An 18709-nucleotide genomic window follows, 5' to 3' on the forward strand; every position below is an offset into this window, starting at 1 on the left:
TCTAGTAATCTATGAACAGTTATTATATTCCATTTTTCGTGAGAGTGCAAAGGAAGGAGTTATAATATTACAAAAAAGGAATATGTTTTAGTTTTGTCTGCCTGTGCACCAGACAATTCTGAGTCGTGTCCGTATTGCACCGTACCGCCTCCCCCCATATATGAACTTGCTAAAGCCCAATTTATAGGGGTTAAACGGGTGTCACAAAGTGCTATTATCGTTATAAAATGTTGCTTTTATTTTCTATTAAATATCTCTTTCCCCTCCCCATAAATTCAGCTTTTTAATATATATCCTTTTCAGAGTCTTTATACTCAGTAATAAGAAATCCAACTTTAGATGTTTGATGGTTTCGACCTTTAAAGTCTCTTCCATCAATACCATAGGCTGACCATCCTTCTTTTCCAATGTAAAAAGTCAGTATGTTCTTGTATGCGAACTTTTTAGCTACTTGATCTTCACTGATGAATTTTAACTTATTCTGAGTTAGAAACTTACAGATTCTCTCTTGTGAATTATCCATTTTCACTCATCCTATCATTTTTAAATGAAATGTTCTTTTATTGTTTGGCGGGAAAAGAGTAGCGGATTATAGTTTTGTCTGCCTGTTCATCACACAATTCGAATTAATTCTGAATCTTGTCTGAATTACACCGTGCACAGGCAGCACTCACTAGGTACCGCAAAATCCCCTAAACAAAAGACGATCTCATCAAAAGATGAAATCGTCTTTGTTATATATTGTTGCCATAATGATGCCACACATCGCTTAAACGTTGCTGTGACAACAAGTATGGAGACGGTGGGAGTCGAACCCACGTCCAGAGGCTCTAACACTTAAGCATCTACGCGTGTAGATTGTCTATTTGGATTCGCGTGGCATTATGCCGGCAATCAGGGCGTCATGTACGCTATCTTGGAAGTCTCTTCCGGCTGCCTCAAGAGGCAACAGCCGTCGTATCCCACTAAAGGTTGAGCCCTACAAATGCCACATGGGCGATGGAAGTGTAAGGCAGATTCAACAGCTTACGCTGCGAATGCTAGGTTGTTGTTAGTTTTGCCTGTTATTATAAGGTGCCGTTTCTGACGGAGCCGGGCCCTCCGACGCGCAACTCAAGCTCAGACGACCCCTGTCGAATCCGTAACGCCCCCAAAGGGATGTCAGGATGGCCTTTTTCAAGGCTTCTGAACTACTTGAACACTAATCAGTATACCTCATTTTTACATAAACTTCAATACTTTTGTTTATCTCTAAGCGCACGATCTATTTCACGTTTTGCATCTTTTTTCTTGAGATCCTGGCGTTTATCGTAATCTTTCTTCCCTTTACCTACACCTATTAATACTTTTGCAAAACCGTCTTTTAAATACATCTTAATCGGAACAATTGAAGTTCCCTGTTCTTTCGTTTGTCCAATCAATTTGCTAATCTGTTTTTTATGGAGCAACAGTTTCCTCGACCTAACCGGATCATGATTAAACTGATTCCCGTGGTCATATGGACTAATATGCATATTGGTAATCCATGCTTCGTTATTGCGGATTCTTACAAAAGCGTCCCTCAGTTGGACTTTACTATTGCGAATTGCTTTGATTTCAGTACCTAGAAGGACAATACCTGCCTCAATCGTTTCTTCTATTGCAAAATCATGATTCGCCTTTTTATTAACAGCGACTACTTTCCCCTGGCCTTTCGCCATTTCTTTCACCCCTTAATCCATTACGCCCCGGCGTAATTGCGTCCCAATTTCGAATTGCGCTTGTGCCTGCAGGACGCAGGTAGGTAACCTTTCAAAACTTGTGACATCCCGCCGGAGGCTTAACTTGGGAGCGGCCTATACCGCTCCAATTTTATTTTTTCTTTTTAGGCTTAGGTTTACTGCCCGCTTTTTTAGCCGCGCCTTCATAAAACTTTTTCTTTTTGCTATATGTTCCGGTTTTCTTTTTATCTTTTGACTTGTCACCGGGTTTACTGTCACCGTCTCTTTTCTTTGCATGGATGACTTTCGGCGATTCCTTACGTGTACGACGGACATTTTGTTTCATCCCAACGATTTCAAAATCAATTGCCGATTCCTCCGGTTTTACGGAAATCACTTTCACAGTTACTTCATCGCCAAGCCTAAATTGCTTACCAGAGTGTTCCCCAATCATCATCATTTGTCTATCGTCAAATCGGTAATAATCATCCGTCATATGACTGACATGGACAAGTCCTTCGATTGTGTTCTCTAGTTCGACAAACAAACCGAAGTTTGTCACCGACGAGATAACTCCTTCAAATTCTTCTCCAATTTTATCGAGCATGAACTGAGCTTTTTTCAATGACTCTGTATCGCGTTCAGCTTCGACCGCACGACGTTCCCGTTCAGATGTATGCTCAGCGATATCGGATAATATCGCGCTCCAATGCGCAAGCGTCTGTGCCGAAACATCTTTTTCGATTAGATATGTCCTGATCAAGCGATGAACAATCAAATCTGGGAAGCGACGGATGGGTGCCGTGAAATGGGTATAAAATTCTGTGGATAATCCAAAGTGTCCCAGACTTTGATCTAAATACTTCGCCTGTTGCATCGAACGAAGAAGCATTGTAGAAATAACCGTTTCTTCTGGAAGACCCTCAATCGATTCAACGATTTCCTGCAATGCTTTTGGATGGACCTTATTCCCCGTTCCTTTTACAACAACGCCAAAGTTAGTTAGAAATTCGAAAAAGCGTTGTAATTTCTCAGCCTTTGGATCTTCGTGAATTCGGTAAATGAAAGGTACTTTAAGCCAGTGGAAATGTTCCGCGATCGTTTCGTTCGCAGCAAGCATGAATTCTTCAATAAGGCGTTCTGATACAGTACGCTCCATAATGACAACATCGGTTGGCCATCCTTTTTCATCAACAAGGATTTTCGATTCCTTGAAATTGAAATCAATGGCTCCACGATCTTCTCTCTTCTGTTTCAAAATACCCGCGAGGTCAGCCATATGGTTAATCATTGGAACGACATGTGCATATTGAGCTGAAAGTTCTTCATCTTTTTCTTCGATGATTTTATAGACTTCTTGATAGGTCATACGTTCTTTGGAGCGGATCACACTCTCAAATATTTCGTGTTCGACGACTTTCCCATTACGATTTATCGTCATTGCGCAAGACAAAGTAAGCCTATCAACGCCTGGGTTCAATGAACAAATTCCGTTCGATAATCTATGCGGCAACATCGGAATAACTCTATCCGTCAAGTAAACGCTTGTTCCACGGTCGTAAGCATCATCGCCCATTGGAGAGTTTTCCGTCACATAATAGCTGACATCCGAAATATGAACAGATAATATATAGTTACCATTGTCATTTTTCACAACTGAAATGGCATCATCAAGGTCTTTCGCATCCGCACCATCAATTGTAATTGCGAGTTCTTCACGAAGATCACGACGTTTAAACAAATCTTCTTCCTGAACTTCATCAGGGATTTTATTTGCCTGGTCTAGTACTGCTTGTGGAAAATCAATTTCAATTCCATGCTTATGGATAATGGACAAGATGTCCACGCCAGGATCATTTCTGTGTCCAAGGATTTGTGTCACCATACCTGTTGCTGATTTCCCGTCAACTGGCCAGTCAGTTATTTCAACAACGACTTTGTGGCCGTCAACTGCATCGAGTGAATCACCTTTTCCAATGAATACATCCATAGGCAGTTTTTTATCGTCGGGAACAACGAAACCGAAGCCTTTATTGTCCTGGTACATGCCTACAACTTTAGTAGTTTTACGTTCCACGACACGCGTAATTACCCCTTCACGTCTTCCATCTGATGCGGCATTAGCGACACGTACGAGAACAGTATCTCCGTTCATAGCGCCATTCACTTCATGTGGCGGGATGAAAACATCGTCCATTCCTTCAGTTTCCGGCGCAAAAAAACCGAAGCCTTTTGCATGTCCGATGAATTTACCACGTAATAGGTTCATGCCTTCTGGCACACCATAACGATTCGATCTCGAGCGAATGATTAGCCCTTTTTGTTCAAGATGCACGAGCATTTTTACAAGTTCTTTGAATTCTGCAGCTTGTTCAAATCCCATAACTTCTTGTATTTCCTGCACAGTTAGTGGCTTATAAGTTTCTTCTTTCATTAGAGACAGCAATTTTTCTTGCATGTCTTTTTCTAAACTATCCAATTGCGTCACTCCTTCTAAGTCTATAGCATGGTCATAAGTCTTATTGTTCACACATTCCAGTTTAATGATTCCAGAAATTCAAAAATATCTTCATGAAGTTTCATTTTTTCCGGTCCGAGTGTAATAACATGCCCCGATTTTTCATACCATTTGATTTGTTTTTCATTTGATTCTGTAGTCTTATAAATGACATTTGCGGAATCAGGATCAATCACTTCATCGAGTGTTCCTTGGACGACGAATAGCGGGGAATAGATGTGATCGATATTGTCCCGCACCTCGTAGACAAGCTCGCGAAGATCTTTGAGTGAAGGCATTGTTTCGCCACGTAAGTCCTCAATATCAAGTTCAATTTCTTCTTCGCTTTTTCCTTCATATTTCTTATATTCACGTGCATATTTAATAACACCCTCATACATTACATCCGTCGTTCTCATCGACATTGGCGCGCACATCGTAATAATGCCTTTCACTGGTTTGTTATACCCTAATTTCAGTGAAAATACGCCACCTAGGGATAATCCAGCTACTGCGATTTCATCGTAACCCGCTTCTTGCAATTGACGGTAGCCTGAAAGAACATCTTCCCACCATTCTTCAGGACCAGTATGTATTAACTCTTCTGGCGGTACGCCATGGCCTTTATAATGAGGCGCAAGTGTTGTATATCCTTTTTTCTCAAGAAATCGTCCTAGCATTCGGACATCTGCTGAAGTACCTGTAAATCCGTGAAGAAGTAAGACTGCACGTTTCCCTCTCTCGAAAAAAAATGGTTTAGGTTGTGCAATTCTCAATTCAATCATCCTTTCTTCGAAAAGCGCAAGGCGTCTGGAATCTTGACAACGACGCCAGTAGCGAAACTTATACTTTCTTATTTTTTATAAAAAATGCCTGACCAGTCGGAAGGTCAGGCGATAGTGGTCTATTTATAGTTTAACATGCAAAAGATTATACTTTCATAATGACGATTGCCAATACGATAAACAAAACGGCAAGTACAACAGTAACCCTTTGAAGTACAAGGTCAAGTCCACGCGCTTTTTGTTTTCCGAATAGCTGTTCCGCTCCACCAGAGATGGCTCCTGATAGACCTGCGCTTTTCCCAGATTGCAATAATACGACTACGATCAATGATAGTGCTACGATTACGAGCAGTGTCATCAGCAAAGCATGCATTTTGTTCCACCTCCCGATTCGAACTTCACAACAGTTTTATTTTACCAAAGACGGGCAGTGGATACAACCTATTGTACTACTTTTAAGTCATAAGTCTATACAACGTAAGGTTTCGTTTGCCACATAATCTTAAATAACTCGTTGCTTTATAGATCCTATTCATTCACATCAACACAAAACCCCGCACGAGGCGGGGCTATGTGAACACCTATTATTTTTTAAGGTTATAAAACGTCTTCTCACCTAGATAAACAGCAGTATCATCTAGCTGATCTTCAATACGTAATAATTGGTTGTATTTTGCAACACGGTCCGTACGTGAAGGTGCGCCAGTTTTAATTTGACCTGCGTTTGTCGCAACTGCGATATCAGCGATTGTCGTATCTTCTGATTCACCCGAACGGTGAGAAATGATTGCTGTATAGCCTGCACGCTTCGCCATTTCAATTGCATCGAACGTTTCAGTCAATGTACCGATTTGGTTCACTTTAATAAGGATTGAGTTACCAATACCTTCTTGAATGCCTCGTTCAAGCTTTTCTGTATTCGTTACGAATAAGTCATCTCCGACAAGTTGAACTTCTTTACCTAAGCGTTCAGTCAATAGTTTATGACCCGCCCAGTCGTTTTCATCCAAACCGTCTTCGATAGAGATAATCGGATATTTACTGCAAAGTTCTTCGTACCAGTTCACCATTTCTTCAGACGTTCTAACGACGCCTTCTCCAGCGAGATTATATGTGCCGTCGTCTTTGTTGAAGAATTCGGAAGCCGCTACGTCCATCGCAAGAAGGACATCTTCACCCGGCGCGTAGCCAGCTTTTTCGATTGCTTCAAGGATGATTGACAATGCCTCTTCGTTGGATGACAAGTTCGGAGCAAAGCCGCCTTCATCGCCAACTGATGTATTTAACCCTTTACCTTTTAAGACTTCTTTCAGGCTATGGAAAATTTCAGTTCCCATGCGCAGACCTTCGTGGAACGATTCTGCACCGACTGGCATAACCATGAATTCTTGAATGTCGATGTTGTTATCGGCATGCTCACCACCGTTAAGAATATTCATCATCGGTACCGGTAATTGTCTAGCATTGATGCCGCCTAGGTACTGGTAAAGTGGAATGTCTAGATAATCTGCAGCTGCATGCGCAACAGCAATTGATACACCTAGAATCGCATTTGCACCTAACTTCCCTTTATTTTCAGTTCCATCAAGTTCTATGAGTGCATGATCTATCGTTACTTGATCAAGTACCGAGTATGAATCTTCCAATTCCTCTGAAATGACTTCATTCACATGATCAACCGCTTGCAGGACACCTTTGCCAAAGTAGCGTTCTGGATCACCATCACGTAATTCCACTGCTTCATACTCACCAGTAGATGCGCCAGATGGAACGATGGCACGACCGAATGCACCGCTTTGTGTAAATACTTCAACTTCTACTGTTGGATTCCCACGTGAATCAAGTACTTCTCTAGCTTGAATAAGTGTAATGATTGGCATGTATTTCTCCCCTTTTAAAATAATGGTGTGCCGGTCATTTCTGCCGGTTGTTCTATTTGTAACAATTTTAGCATTGTTGGAGCCAGGTCTGCGAGTATTCCACCTTCCCGCAAAGAAACTCCTGATTTCGTAATAATCACTGGAACAGGATTCGTCGTGTGTGCCGTCATCGGTGCGCCGTCCTGCGTAATCACTTCATCGGCGTTGCCATGATCAGCCGTGATGATAGCAGAACCGCCTTTTGCGTGAATTGCATCGATAACTTTACCTAGGCAAAAATCCACTGTTTCAATCGCCTTAATCGTCGGTTCCAACATTCCACTGTGCCCTACCATATCCGGATTTGCGAAGTTAAGAATAATCGCATCGAAGCGATCTGCTTCAATTCCTTCAATCAAGGATTCAGTTACTTGAAAAGCACTCATCTCAGGTTGCAAGTCATATGTTGCAACTTTAGGCGAGGCTATCAAAATTCGTTCTTCTCCTTCGAACTTATCTTCCCGTCCACCGCTCATGAAAAAGGTAACATGTGGATACTTTTCTGTTTCTGCAATCCGAAGTTGAGTTAAGCTGTTTCGAGAAATAACTTCGCCAAGCGTATTTTCTAAGTTTTCACTATTATAGACGACATCTGCTGTGATGTCGTCACTATAATGTGTAAATGTGACAAACTTCAAATCTTTATACATTTTAACTCCTGTTTCAAATTCTCCGAATGTAGAATCCGTTAACGCACGTGATAATTGAATGGCACGATCTGGTCGGAAGTTAAAGAATACAACTGCATCTCCATCTTCTATCGTCGCAACTGGCTGGCCAAGTTCTTCAATAATGAAAGGGACTACGAATTCATCATGAACGCCCCGTTCATATGATGCCAGTACGCCGGCAGTTGGCGTAACTGCTGTCAAGGCATTACCTTCTACAATCGCCTGGTAGACCTTTTCCAATCGCTCCCAGCGCTTATCACGATCCATTGCGTAGTAGCGCCCTGAAATGCTCGCAAATTTACCTATGCCGAGTTCTTGCATAACTGTTTCAGTTTTCTCAATGTAAGAAAGGGCAGATTGTGGACTCACATCTCGGCCGTCAAGGAAAGCATGGACGAAGACTTTTTCAATTCCATTCATCTTTGCAAGTCGAAGAAGTGCAAACAAATGCTCATAATGACTATGGACTCCGCCGTCTGATAATAATCCCATCAAGTGAAGTGCAGAGCCATGTTTCTTAGCATGTTCTACTGCCCGTAAAAGTGTCTCATTGTCGAAAAAGTTTGCTTCTCTAATTGATTTATTTATACGTGTTAGATTTTGATAAACAACTCGGCCGGCACCAATATTTAGATGGCCTACTTCAGAATTACCCATCTGCCCTTCAGGTAGACCTACCGCTTCTCCACTAGCTGTCAGCGTTTCATGTGGGAAGTTGTTCCAGAGAATATCGTAATTCGGCTTATTAGCCAGTGCAACGGCATTGCCTATCTTGTCGTCTCTAAGGCCAAAGCCATCCATTATGATTAAAGCTACCGGACTTTTACGCATTTGCCCCAGCCTCTAACAGTTTCAAGAATGAATTAGGGTCCAAACTAGCACCGCCGACAAGAGCGCCATCAATATGTTCCATTGCTAAAAGTTCTACAATGTTATCAGGCTTAACACTGCCGCCGTACTGAATACGAATTTGATCTGCAACTTGTTTCGTAAACAGCTCTCCGATTGTCGAGCGAATTACGCCACACACCTCATTCGCATCTAACGCAGTAGCCGTTTTTCCGGTTCCGATAGCCCAGATTGGTTCATAGGCAATAACCGCTGTTGCAGCTAAATCAGAACTGATTCCTTCGAAAGCTTTCTGCACTTGTAAAGCAACGATATCGTTGGTTTTGCCACTTTCACGTTCTTCAAGTGATTCTCCTACGCAGACGATTGGCGTTAGCTTGTACTCGAATGCAGCATGAACTTTTTTGTTTACAGTGTCATTTGTTTCGTTGAAGTACTGACGACGTTCAGAATGGCCGAGGATGGCATAATTTACGCCAATCGCCGAAAGCATCGCAGGGCTTACTTCTCCCGTGTATGCTCCTTCTTTCGTATCGTGCATTGTTTGTGCGCCTATACCGAGCACCGATTCTTTTGTAATCTGTGCAAGTTCAGAGAGATATAAAGCAGGTGGACAGATAACTGCTTCCACTCTTTCTGAAACGGGTATCTTTCCTTTCACTACTTCAACGAAGTCTCTCGCTTCGTCTGCATTCTTATACATTTTCCAGTTCCCTGCAATAATTCGTTTTCGCAAAATGTTTCCCTCCGTTTAGTAATCGTTCAGTGCAGTGACCCCTGGCAAGTCTTTCCCTTCCATAAATTCAAGAGATGCACCCCCGCCAGTGGAAATATGATCCATTTTTTCTGCAACGCCAAACTTTTCGACAGCGGCAGCAGAATCGCCTCCACCAATGACCGTGTAGGCTTTTGTTTCAGCCATCGCTTCAGCAACTTGTTTGGTTCCCCCAGCGAATGGCTCCATTTCAAACACACCCATCGGTCCGTTCCAGATAATTAGACTTGAATCTTTAATAACATCCGAATACAATGCCGCTGTTTCCGATCCGATATCGAGTCCCATCCATCCTTCTGGTATGGCGTCAATTTTCACCGTTTTCGTATTCGCATCTTTCGAAAAAGCATCAGCGATTACAGCGTCAATCGGTAAATATAAGTTAACGCCTTTTTCTTTAGCCTTTTGAATAAATGATTCCGCCAAGTCGACTTTATCCTCTTCAAGCAATGAATTTCCTGTTTCATAGCCTTGTGCTTTCGTAAATGTATACGACAGTCCCCCGCCAATTAACAAGTTATCCACTATATCTAAAAGATGATCGATGACGTCAATTTTGTCCTTCACTTTAGCTCCACCGATAATCGCTGTAAACGGACGCTCAGGCTCCGACAAAGCTTTGCCCAGAATATCCAGTTCTTTTTCAAGTAATAGTCCAGAAACAGCTGGAATATACGCTGCGATTCCGGCCGTAGATGCATGAGCACGATGTGCAGCACCGAAAGCGTCGTTGACGAAGTAATCAGCTAATCCTGCAAATTCCTTTGCAAGTTTTGCATCATTTTTCTCTTCTCCCGCATGGAACCTGACATTTTCAAGCAGAACGATATCGCCGTTTTTCATTGTTGAAATGGCTTTCTCCACTTCGCTTCCAATGGACGAATCGAGTTTTGTAACCGGCTTACTCATCAGTTCAGCAAGTTTGACCCCTGCAGCGGTAAGCCGCATGTCTTCATTCACTTCGCCTTTTGGACGTCCTAAATGACTTGCAAGAATGACTTTTGCGCCTTGTCCGACCAAATATTCAATCGTTGGGATTGCTGCACGGATTCTCGTATCATCCGTAATCTTCCCATCCTCCATAGGCACATTGAAATCTACCCGGCAAAAAACCCGTTTCCCTTCAAACTGCATATCCTTCATCGTCTTTTTCGACACCATGAAAAACGCCACCTTCAAGTTAAATTTAAAAAGGAGGAACGGGGTAACCCCGTTCCTCTTACCCAACTATATTATAAGCCGTCTACTGATGTATGGCTATATTTAACCTTTTACAAGCCTTTTTCGTACATGTAGAGAGCCAAATCAATACAACGTGCAGAGTAAGCTGTTTCGTTGTCGTACCAAGAAATTACTTTAATCATGTTTTTCTCGAGCACCATTGTTGAGAGACCATCTACAGTCGAAGAGGAAGGATTTCCATTATAGTCTTTTGAAACTAATGGCAGTTCATTGTAGACTAAGAAACCTTTCAATTCATTCTCAGCTGCATGTTTGAAGGCATTGTTCACATCTTCCACTGTCACATCTGTCCCGAGTTCTGCAACGAAATCGACAAGTGAAACGTTCGGCGTTGGTACACGCACAGCCATGCCATCAAGTTTTCCTTTTAACTCTGGAATTACGATTGTCACTGCAGATGCCGCACCAGTTGTTGTCGGAATCATTGATTCGGCAGCTGCACGAGCACGTCTGAAATCCTCATGTGGTAGGTCTAGAATGCGCTGATCATTCGTATAAGAATGAATTGTAGTCATCAAACCGCGTTTTACGATGAATTGATCATTTAGAACTTTCACGACTGGAGCTAGACAATTTGTCGTACAAGATGCATTTGATACGATATCGTCTAATTCTGGATTGTATGTTTCATGGTTAACACCCATAACGAGTGTTGTTAGTTCACCTTTAGCTGGGGCAGAAAGAATGACTTTTTTTGCTCCTGCTTCTAAGTGTTTGCTCAATTTTTCCTTGTCGCGGAAGACGCCAGTCGAATCAATAACAACATCGACTCCAAGCTCTCCCCACGGTAGTAGTGCTGGGTCTCTCTCTTCGTAGACTCTAACTTTTTTACCGTTTACAACAAGCGTATTCTCTTCTGAACTGACTTCAGCGTCGAAAATGCCATGCACGGAGTCATATTTCAATAGATGTGCGAGCATTGCTGCGTCAGTCAAATCGTTTACTGCTACGATTTCAATATCTTTTTGTTTCATGGCCTCACGAAATACAACCCGTCCAATTCTTCCAAATCCATTAATCGCAATTTTCAATGTCATAGGATATTCCTCCAGTATATTTAATGTATTTAACCGTTAACTTTAACTACAAAAACCCTGTTTAAACCTGTTCCCTGAATAGAACCAACTTAGTCATGTACCGGTTTATTTATCAGCAAGTATCTTCAGCATTTCAGTTGCTGCGCCTTCATCTGTAACTAAATTTGTCTGCTTCGGAGCACTAGCCATATAAGCTAGGATAGCTTCTGCTTTACTGCTACCTCCTGCAACCGAAATAAGAAGTGGAACCTTCGTTAGATGTTTAGTCTGAATACCAACAGTCCTTAGTCTATGAACAGCGTTCCCATCCTGGTCGAAATAATAACCGAATGCTTCTCCTTTTGCGCCGAGGTTAAGCATTATTTGTTGTTCTTCCTCTGGCGATTTCCGCATAGTTGCCATTGTTTGCGCGTCACCGATTCCATGCATTACACAGTCTGTTGTTTCATAAAGTTCAAGCATTTTCAAAACAGAAGGTTCTTTTCTGAACACTTCATGCGCTTCCTCACTTAACGACTCGGGGTAATAAAATGTACTGTATGTACCCCCAGATGCTGAGGCGAAAGTTGCCGCTATGACATTTGCCTGCATGCCAATGTCATCCCCCACTCCGCCCCGAGCAGCTATAAACAACAAATCAGCGGCATTGTCGAGCTTTTCTATATAAGGAGGGATCGACGCAATCGTACTTCCTCCAGTAACAGCAACTATTTTGCCCTTACCAATCTTTGTGGAAAATAGCTTCGCCGCTTCCATACCGAGTAAATTTTTCGATGAAGTATCTATATCAGAATTACCCGAAACAACTTTGACTGATTGGATGCCTAATGCTTCTACTAACTTTTTCGCAAGCAAAGCAGATCCCGACCAGTCTTCCATAGACAATTCAAGTGCTTGTAGAATATCTACACCTTCTGTTGTGATTGCCGCGCCGTCTTTCGCAATTACAATTAGATTTTGTCCTCTAAGAATATCCAGCATTGTTCGTATTTCCCGTTCTGATAAACCAACCACTTGTCCGAGAGCTCGTCTGCCAATTGGACCGGCCATCTTCACAAATTTTAATATGCGGTATCTTTCCTGCATTAGCTCCATCATTTCTGGGACGAGCTTTCTTTGCGCTTCCGTAAATAAATCCAATGATCAAACCCCTTCCAACAGTGTTGGTCATTATTTGTCCCACGTAGTCATAAAACGTCCCACAATGGGCAAAAAAATACTTCTGTCTGTATTATAGCTTTTTTACTCCGCTACATCAAATATTTCACATTATTTTAGAACAAGTTAATGATATCTACATATCCAATTGAACCGTGTAGAACGGGTACGCTTTCTATTTCAATGACCGGAATCATTAACATATACAATTCATGGCTTTCATCATCTTGTTCAATATCGATGGTCGTCCATGTTAATTGATAATCTTCACTGACAAGCTTCATCATCATTTCCGTCTCATCGCAAAGATGACACCCTGGTTTGGTATAAAACTTCACATGCATCCAAAACACCTCATTACTTCTATAGTCTATTCAGTATAAGTGAAAAAGGGCTTCATGCACAAATTGTTGTCTGTGCTTGAAACCCTTCATTCCTTTTACCAACTTCGACCTGCTCCTCCGCCACCGCCGGAACCACCGCCGCCGAAGCCTCCAAAACCGCCGCCCGAACCGCCTCCGCCGCCTCCCCCAAATGAACCAGGGAAGAAGATTGGTCCTCCACCTCGACGACCGCCAGAGCCACCTCCACCGCGACCTCCCTTATTCCTCATGATACGAAAAATAATATAAATCACTATGAAAAGCAATATGGGAAACGGGACACCAAAACCTGAATCACCCGAACCTGCACTTAGAGTTGAAACTTCAGCAACTGCCCCGTCCCATCCATACTCAGCTGCTATTTCATTATAATAGGATTTATAAGCCTCCATGATTGCTAAGTCGGGTTGCTGTTCATTCAAATAGGGAACTGCCACTTCGTCCATGATACGTCCGACTTTCCCATCTGGAAGCGCGCCTTCCAATCCATATCCCACTGATAGGTAAAAATGGCGGTTACCGTCTGAATTTTTTTCAGTTGTAACAACGAGCAAAGCCCCATTATTTTTTTCACTATCGCCTAATTGAAATTCTCTTAGCTTCTCCACTGCATACTCTTCGACAGGTTCATCCCCAATGCTCGGGAGGATTAATACTGCGAGTTCCGCTGTTGTCGCATTATATAATTGGATGCCTAATTGCTCAAGCTCCGCTGCCTGATCAGCAGATAGCACATTCGCTGAATCTTGTATGACCGGAACAGCGGCATCAGCCGATAATGCCGCAAAGTTTAGCGATGTGAATACAATTAGACATGCCGTCGCCAGTAAGCGGACAGCTTTATGAATCATTCCGAGTCATCTCCAAAATCGACTTCAGGTGCTTCATTTGCAGCCGCATCGGCTTTAAAGTATTCTTTTTCATCATATCCAAAGATGGATGCGACAATTTTTCCTGGGAACCTTTTTACTTGTCTATTGTAATTGGATACTACATCATTGTAATCTTTACGTGCCACGCCAAGTCTGTTTTCAGTTCCTGATAATTCATCCATCAGTTGTCTGAAGTTTTCATTGGCTTTCAAGTCAGGGTAGTTTTCCACGACGACTAGAAGACGGCTGATGGCACCGGATAATTCTGTATCGGCTGCTGCCTGGTCTTCCGGCCCTCGTGCACCTGCAAGTTTTTCACGAGATTCGGCTATATCACTGATAATTTCTTTTTCATGGCTTGCGAATCCTTTAACCGTATTGACCAAGTTCGGAATCAAATCAAGTCTCCGTTGTAATTGGTTATCGACTTGTGCATATGCCGAGTCCACATCTTCTTCAAGATTGACGAATTTGTTGTAACTTGGAACCAGTATCATAGCGAGTATTGCAAGTATAATTCCAATTACCACAATCGGACCTAAAATCTTCTTCATTTTTTCACTCCTATTCATTATTTACTCTTATTTACCCTGTTCCATAACGTATTGAAACTTTTTCCTACACTCCTATATACTCCATCTCCCTACGAAAAGATTCACCTAATATTGAAAAGCCGCAAAAAAGTATACGTACGCTTTTACTAAGCATACGTATACTTTTTTTGGATATTATAATTGTGTACAGTTTTTATCAACTATGTAAAGGAAACTTCTGCATCTCCTCGTTGCATAAAAGAGAGATTAGCAAGACCACTCAATGAGGTTGAAGCCATCTCTCATTTTTAAAAAAAGTTAGATTTACATTACGATTCTGGCCGCGGTTTCGTGGGATCTTCTTTCGGCGGTGGAACACTAGTTAACTCAGCTAATTTCATTAAATAATACGTTTCTTCACGCGCCATATGGTCGGCCATTAAAGGCGTGAGCGTTCCGAGCGTTTCCTTTTTAAGCTCCATCTCTTCTAATTCTTTAAGGAAGTTTTTAAATATCTTCATTTCTAAGTTAACGTCATTGTGGAACCTTTCTAATGCAGGGAACTTCATCACATTCGCGCGTAAGAAACCAGCCATTTCAATTGCTTTCAAATAAAAGGCATCCCAGTCTTTTTTGAAATTACGACTTTTATTTTTGAGCTGTGCCTCAACTGTGTCCAAATTTGAGTCTAGCGCCCCTGCGTGACCCGCAGCATCCAGTAACCATAAGAGATCGTGATGGAGCGGGTGAACAGCTGGTGGCATCTGTCCTCTTTCAAGACATGAAAACAATCGAATGGCTTCCTCTACTTCATTGACCATATGGTTGATAAAGGACGGAGATAAAGAAATTTTTATATTTCCAATTAAATGTTCTTGAATCAAAAACAACTTAAATGTACGAATCTCTTCACTGGCTATCTTTGATTGTATTAAGACTGCTTGTAGTAATCGTACATCTAAAGACTGTCTTGAATTGTTAAGCAGTTCGTCAAATTGTGTAATATAGTGACTGGCTGTCTTAATTTTATCGATTTCAGTTGGTGCCAATGAATTTTGAATGAAACGAGCGTGATCTCCCAATATTTGAAGCCAAAAGTGAAGTTCAAACACTGCTTCTTCTTCAATTGTTCTCGGCAAAAAATCCCCTCCATTTATCTTTACTTTCATTTGTATGAGGCAGTAGGTTTTATTATGAAAACCACGAAACTAATTCCAATTCACCATATCATTCTTGGAACAACCCAAAAGAACCTTGTCATTTTGAATAAATTTTCTTAAGTAACACATAATAAAAGTAGGAAATAAAAATAAAGGGAGTGCTTTTGTGGGAATAATGGATGGAAACCCGAAAAATGAGCCGATGCATTATGGAGAAGTAGTTGGAACGTGGGCCTATCTTGGCGCAAATAATGGGCTAATTAGTGGTTATGAATTATTTATTAATCACGCAGGTGATAAAGACCTCATTAAACTTCTACATGAGGCCATCAAAATGATGAAAAATGAAAACGATGACCTGTTAAAGTTATTGAAAGTCAATGGAGTCACCCCACCCCCTTCGTTACCTCAACGTCCTAATGCAAGTGCCGAGGAAATTCCAGTGGGCGCAAAGTTTTCGGATTTAGAAATCAGTGCGACTGTTTCCATTAATGTTGGACAAGGACTTGTATCATGCAGTGAAGTTATGGGGCAATGCCTTCGAGAAGACATCGCAGTAATGTTTGGTAAATACCATACAGAAAGAGCTTTTTTCGGTGCAAAGATGCTGCGTCTAAATAAGGAGAAGGGTTGGCTTGTCTATCCACCACTTCATAAAAGTAAAGCTGAATAAATGAAACCCAAATTCAAAAAGGCGATGGTCATTGGACCATTGCCTTTTTGTTATACATTTACACGTCTATCGATTAGCCATTTATACGCATAAAATGCTGTCGAGACGGGCTTGTAAACTGCACTTTTCACCGGACTATTTCCGGCCCGCTTTCGGCGAATTAATCATGGCAATTTCACCGAGAGGGCAAGTGTTGTGATTAAGCGCCTGTCGCGTTCCTACAATAGTTAAGTGAAAACTGCAGTTGCTTGAGAAGATAAGAATAGATGAGCTTCTATAGAGAATGCAAGTGCCCGAAGATGCAATTTCGGGCACTATAGCACGTTGTAAATTGCATTCTCTGCTAACTTTTCAAGAAAGTAACGCTTCCTTATAATGTAAATAGAGACAACATAGTAGAAGGTACGAGCGGTCAAAATTGTATCTTTGACCGCCTCTCTCCTATAAGTTGCGATTTACTCTTTCGTCCCGAAAAGCTTCGGTACTACTTGTACCAGTGTCTTTGGAGAGCGACGAATGAACAACCACCATACGATTACCGAAAAAAATAATTAGGGATGCGACGAATTCGCATCCCTAATTATTAAGACATCTCGATAACGGTATAGAAGTCATTCAATTTAAAGCGATTTAAAAGCAACTATACAAATAGCACTTAGTGTTTGATCAAATTATTTTCTAGTTATTTTGTTAATCAATAGGTAATAAACTTACACGCATTTCTCCGTTTTAAAAAACCTTTTTACGATCGCGTTCATCTTTTAACATTTCAACAGCTTCTCTGAATCGTAAGGAGTGAATGTTTTCTCTCTCCCTTAAAAATGCCAATGAATCATTGATGAGTGGATCATCTGAAACGTCAATCAGCCATTGATAGGTTGCTCGAGCTTTTTCTTCCGCTGCAATATCTTCATACAAATCGGCAATTGGATCGCCTTTCGCTTGGATATACGTTGCGGTAAACGGTACACCGCCCGCATTTTCATAGAAGAGAGCATGTCCGTGGTTAACAAAATGCGCGCCTAGTCCAGCTTCGACAAGTTGTTCAGGTGTAGCATCTTTCGTTAATTTATACATCATTGTCGCAAGCATTTCTAAATGTGAGAATTCTTCCGTTGCGATGTCATTCAAAAGACCTATCACCTTACCTGGAACCGTATAACGTTGATTCATATATCGGAGCGCAGCCGCAAGTTCCCCGTCTGCACCTCCGTATTGCTCCATCACGTACTTCGCAAGTGTTGGATTACACGTACCTACCTCAACCGGATACAACAGTTTTTTCTCATAGACCCACATAGCTAATCTCCCTTCTCATCGTTGCCATGGCCATGGTTCTTGATTCCAGCGCCAGCCGATTTCAATAGCCTGTTTGGATGGAATAGATGTCAGAGATAAGGGTCCGTATTTATTTTCATATTGGCACCGAACTTTAGCAGCTTCCTTAATTGCTTCCCGCCACTGATCTAGCGCTTCAGCGTCATCTGGATGGGTATCAGTGTACAACGTTAATTCGACGACGACAAAGTCTGCCTGCTGCACCATCAACATCATATGGCGTTCTTCTTCAAACGCGTTCATGAAATTCCCTCTTCCCGTGAGAACCCATCGTCAAACGCGGGCCAAAGCGTTCCGCGACGCAGTGCTTCTGCAGGAGAATACTGAGGAAGGCCAGGCTGCTGAAAACTCGTAAAAATCTGCGGAGGTAACACGAAAGTCTTTACCAGTATAGGCGGACATGGATCAAGCGGGGAAACGAACGGTTTATAACTTCCCCGAAACATCGGACGTTCCAATTTCATCACTCCTCGAAATATTGTATGAAGAGAACGTTATTTTGCTACTATTGCTTTTGTTTAGCTAAAGGTAAAGCCAATGTAAAGATTAGAATAAGTAAGCAGAAAATAACTCCGAACAAAGTGATTATTAGCCAATCCAAATAAACACTCCTTTGTCTTCAGGAAATACGCCCAGTGACACTTAGTATATGTAGGTAAACGAATTTTGTTAAAAAGGAATTGAAGTAACTGTGAGAATCTAAAACTTTGATCAAAACAAAAAGTTAGGCAAAAATCGCCTTCCTTTTTCTATTTCAAATATGCGCCGCTTGTTCTTCGCTCCAAAAAGATAAGAACTCTATTTGAGATGCATAGTAAGCGCGTTATTGGAGATTCTAAAGTTAATTAATGACTAAATGGTTTCACTTCAAAGCTTGATAACATTTGAAATTACAATAGGAGGTTCTACAATAATGACAAATCAAAACATGAACACGAATGCAAGTGCTGACAAGAAAAAGAAAGATCCAACTACTTTTACAGCCTATGGAGATCCTGTAAAGGCCTCTTCACCTACTATTAATAATGATTTTAAGAAAGCAACTTCCACAATTGCTGAAAGTACTCAGAATGGAAATAGTCGAAAAGATTAAAAACTCCATACCATCTGTATTTGC

20 protein-coding genes and 1 other RNA gene are annotated in these 18709 nt (G+C 41.6%); 2 read left to right on the plus strand and 19 right to left on the minus strand.

All coding sequences use genetic code 11. From position 1 onward, the window contains the following. Nucleotides 1-283: 283 nt before the first annotated feature. From AC25Y5_RS14125 to AC25Y5_RS14200, 16 genes are all read right to left on the minus strand, one after another. Entirely contained in the window at nucleotides 284-523 is a 240-nt protein-coding gene (locus AC25Y5_RS14125; RefSeq protein WP_482102321.1) for a hypothetical protein, read from the minus strand. 268 nt (nucleotides 524-791) lie between these two features. Next, nucleotides 792-1152: a transfer-messenger RNA gene (ssrA, locus tag AC25Y5_RS14130) on the minus strand. An 80-nt stretch (nucleotides 1153-1232) separates the two neighbouring features. Beyond that, nucleotides 1233-1700, minus strand: coding sequence for an SsrA-binding protein SmpB (smpB, locus tag AC25Y5_RS14135; RefSeq protein WP_482102322.1), 468 nt, complete (start codon nucleotides 1698-1700; stop codon nucleotides 1233-1235). A 151-nt stretch (nucleotides 1701-1851) separates the two neighbouring features. Next, nucleotides 1852-4158 carry a ribonuclease R gene (rnr, locus tag AC25Y5_RS14140; RefSeq protein WP_488140881.1) on the minus strand — a complete coding sequence of 769 codons (2307 nt, stop codon included), beginning with the start codon at nucleotides 4156-4158 and terminating at the stop codon, nucleotides 1852-1854. Nucleotides 4159-4226: 68 nt separating this feature from the next. After that, on the minus strand, nucleotides 4227-4973 hold the full coding sequence (locus AC25Y5_RS14145; RefSeq protein WP_488140852.1) for an alpha/beta hydrolase: 747 nt from the start codon (nucleotides 4971-4973) through the stop codon (nucleotides 4227-4229). Nucleotides 4974-5127: 154 nt separating this feature from the next. Next, a complete protein-coding gene (secG, locus tag AC25Y5_RS14150) occupies nucleotides 5128-5355 on the minus strand; it encodes a preprotein translocase subunit SecG (protein ID WP_482102324.1) in 228 nt (75 codons plus the stop codon). Between the two features lie 211 nt (nucleotides 5356-5566). Further along, the gene (gene eno / locus AC25Y5_RS14155) at nucleotides 5567-6862 is read right to left on the minus strand and encodes a phosphopyruvate hydratase (RefSeq protein WP_488140853.1); all 1296 of its coding nucleotides are present in this window, start codon (nucleotides 6860-6862) and stop codon (nucleotides 5567-5569) included. Nucleotides 6863-6876: 14 nt separating this feature from the next. Further along, entirely contained in the window at nucleotides 6877-8403 is a 1527-nt protein-coding gene (gpmI, locus tag AC25Y5_RS14160; RefSeq protein WP_488140854.1) for a 2,3-bisphosphoglycerate-independent phosphoglycerate mutase, read from the minus strand. Then, nucleotides 8396-9157 carry a triose-phosphate isomerase gene (tpiA, locus tag AC25Y5_RS14165; protein ID WP_488140855.1) on the minus strand — a complete coding sequence of 254 codons (762 nt, stop codon included), beginning with the start codon at nucleotides 9155-9157 and terminating at the stop codon, nucleotides 8396-8398. The genes gpmI and tpiA overlap by 8 nt, the downstream gene beginning before the upstream one ends. A gap of 15 nt (nucleotides 9158-9172) precedes the next feature. Continuing rightward, nucleotides 9173-10354: a phosphoglycerate kinase gene (locus AC25Y5_RS14170; RefSeq protein WP_488140882.1), complete on the minus strand. Its 1182-nt coding sequence runs from the start codon at nucleotides 10352-10354 to the stop codon at nucleotides 9173-9175. Nucleotides 10355-10467: 113 nt separating this feature from the next. Beyond that, entirely contained in the window at nucleotides 10468-11475 is a 1008-nt protein-coding gene (gene gap / locus AC25Y5_RS14175) for a type I glyceraldehyde-3-phosphate dehydrogenase (RefSeq protein ID WP_488140856.1), read from the minus strand. A gap of 105 nt (nucleotides 11476-11580) precedes the next feature. Further along, nucleotides 11581-12615 (minus strand): sugar-binding transcriptional regulator, encoded by a 1035-nt coding sequence (locus AC25Y5_RS14180; RefSeq protein WP_488140857.1) that lies wholly within the window; start codon nucleotides 12613-12615, stop codon nucleotides 11581-11583. Nucleotides 12616-12749: 134 nt separating this feature from the next. Further along, complete coding sequence (locus tag AC25Y5_RS14185) at nucleotides 12750-12977, minus strand: glutaredoxin family protein (RefSeq protein WP_488140858.1); 228 nt, start codon at nucleotides 12975-12977, stop codon at nucleotides 12750-12752. Nucleotides 12978-13072: 95 nt separating this feature from the next. Continuing rightward, the gene (locus AC25Y5_RS14190) at nucleotides 13073-13867 is read right to left on the minus strand and encodes a TPM domain-containing protein (protein WP_488140859.1); all 795 of its coding nucleotides are present in this window, start codon (nucleotides 13865-13867) and stop codon (nucleotides 13073-13075) included. Next, nucleotides 13864-14442: a LemA family protein gene (locus AC25Y5_RS14195; protein ID WP_482106213.1), complete on the minus strand. Its 579-nt coding sequence runs from the start codon at nucleotides 14440-14442 to the stop codon at nucleotides 13864-13866. The genes AC25Y5_RS14190 and AC25Y5_RS14195 overlap by 4 nt, the downstream gene beginning before the upstream one ends. Before the next feature lie 308 nt (nucleotides 14443-14750). Beyond that, a complete protein-coding gene (locus AC25Y5_RS14200; protein WP_488140860.1) occupies nucleotides 14751-15560 on the minus strand; it encodes a DUF2935 domain-containing protein in 810 nt (269 codons plus the stop codon). A 187-nt stretch (nucleotides 15561-15747) separates the two neighbouring features. Here AC25Y5_RS14200 and AC25Y5_RS14205 point away from each other — a divergent pair, with 187 nt between their 5' ends. Then, complete coding sequence (locus tag AC25Y5_RS14205; RefSeq protein ID WP_488140861.1) at nucleotides 15748-16254, plus strand: DUF3231 family protein; 507 nt, start codon at nucleotides 15748-15750, stop codon at nucleotides 16252-16254. Nucleotides 16255-16983: 729 nt separating this feature from the next. Here the strand turns inward: AC25Y5_RS14205 and AC25Y5_RS14210 are convergent. Genes AC25Y5_RS14210 through AC25Y5_RS14220 form a run of 3 tightly spaced genes read right to left on the minus strand, consistent with a single transcriptional unit; the run spans nucleotide 16984 to nucleotide 18038 of the window. Beyond that, nucleotides 16984-17553: a manganese catalase family protein gene (locus AC25Y5_RS14210; protein WP_482102336.1), complete on the minus strand. Its 570-nt coding sequence runs from the start codon at nucleotides 17551-17553 to the stop codon at nucleotides 16984-16986. 15 nt (nucleotides 17554-17568) lie between these two features. Continuing rightward, complete coding sequence (locus AC25Y5_RS14215; protein ID WP_488140862.1) at nucleotides 17569-17808, minus strand: spore coat protein CotJB; 240 nt, start codon at nucleotides 17806-17808, stop codon at nucleotides 17569-17571. Nucleotides 17809-17831: 23 nt separating this feature from the next. Next, on the minus strand, nucleotides 17832-18038 hold the full coding sequence (locus AC25Y5_RS14220) for a spore coat associated protein CotJA (protein ID WP_488140883.1): 207 nt from the start codon (nucleotides 18036-18038) through the stop codon (nucleotides 17832-17834). A 467-nt stretch (nucleotides 18039-18505) separates the two neighbouring features. Between AC25Y5_RS14220 and AC25Y5_RS14225 the strand changes: the two genes are divergently transcribed. After that, nucleotides 18506-18685, plus strand: coding sequence for a hypothetical protein (locus AC25Y5_RS14225; protein ID WP_488140863.1), 180 nt, complete (start codon nucleotides 18506-18508; stop codon nucleotides 18683-18685). The last annotated feature ends 24 nt before the right edge of the window (nucleotides 18686-18709 follow it).

This window comes from Sporosarcina sp. Y1011, assembly GCF_057669885.1.

Excerpts from the sequence above, each read along its gene's own strand:
- gpmI (WP_488140854.1), bottom strand. The coding sequence starts at position 8,403 with ATGCGTAAAAGTCCGGTAGCTTTAATCATAATGGATGGCTTTGGCCTT.
- AC25Y5_RS14195 (WP_482106213.1), bottom strand. The coding sequence starts at position 14,442 with ATGAAGAAGATTTTAGGTCCGATTGTGGTAATTGGAATTATACTTGCA.
- gap (WP_488140856.1), bottom strand. The coding sequence starts at position 11,475 with ATGACATTGAAAATTGCGATTAATGGATTTGGAAGAATTGGACGGGTT.
- AC25Y5_RS14220 (WP_488140883.1), bottom strand. The coding sequence starts at position 18,038 with ATGTTTCGGGGAAGTTATAAACCGTTCGTTTCCCCGCTTGATCCATGT.
- secG (WP_482102324.1), bottom strand. The coding sequence starts at position 5,355 with ATGCATGCTTTGCTGATGACACTGCTCGTAATCGTAGCACTATCATTG.
- rnr (WP_488140881.1), bottom strand. The coding sequence starts at position 4,158 with ATGCAAGAAAAATTGCTGTCTCTAATGAAAGAAGAAACTTATAAGCCA.
- AC25Y5_RS14185 (WP_488140858.1), bottom strand. The coding sequence starts at position 12,977 with ATGCATGTGAAGTTTTATACCAAACCAGGGTGTCATCTTTGCGATGAG.
- AC25Y5_RS14125 (WP_482102321.1), bottom strand. The coding sequence starts at position 523 with ATGGATAATTCACAAGAGAGAATCTGTAAGTTTCTAACTCAGAATAAG.
- AC25Y5_RS14225 (WP_488140863.1), top strand. The coding sequence starts at position 18,506 with ATGACAAATCAAAACATGAACACGAATGCAAGTGCTGACAAGAAAAAG.
- AC25Y5_RS14215 (WP_488140862.1), bottom strand. The coding sequence starts at position 17,808 with ATGATGTTGATGGTGCAGCAGGCAGACTTTGTCGTCGTCGAATTAACG.
- eno (WP_488140853.1), bottom strand. The coding sequence starts at position 6,862 with ATGCCAATCATTACACTTATTCAAGCTAGAGAAGTACTTGATTCACGT.
- AC25Y5_RS14210 (WP_482102336.1), bottom strand. The coding sequence starts at position 17,553 with ATGTGGGTCTATGAGAAAAAACTGTTGTATCCGGTTGAGGTAGGTACG.
- smpB (WP_482102322.1), bottom strand. The coding sequence starts at position 1,700 with ATGGCGAAAGGCCAGGGGAAAGTAGTCGCTGTTAATAAAAAGGCGAAT.
- AC25Y5_RS14190 (WP_488140859.1), bottom strand. The coding sequence starts at position 13,867 with ATGATTCATAAAGCTGTCCGCTTACTGGCGACGGCATGTCTAATTGTA.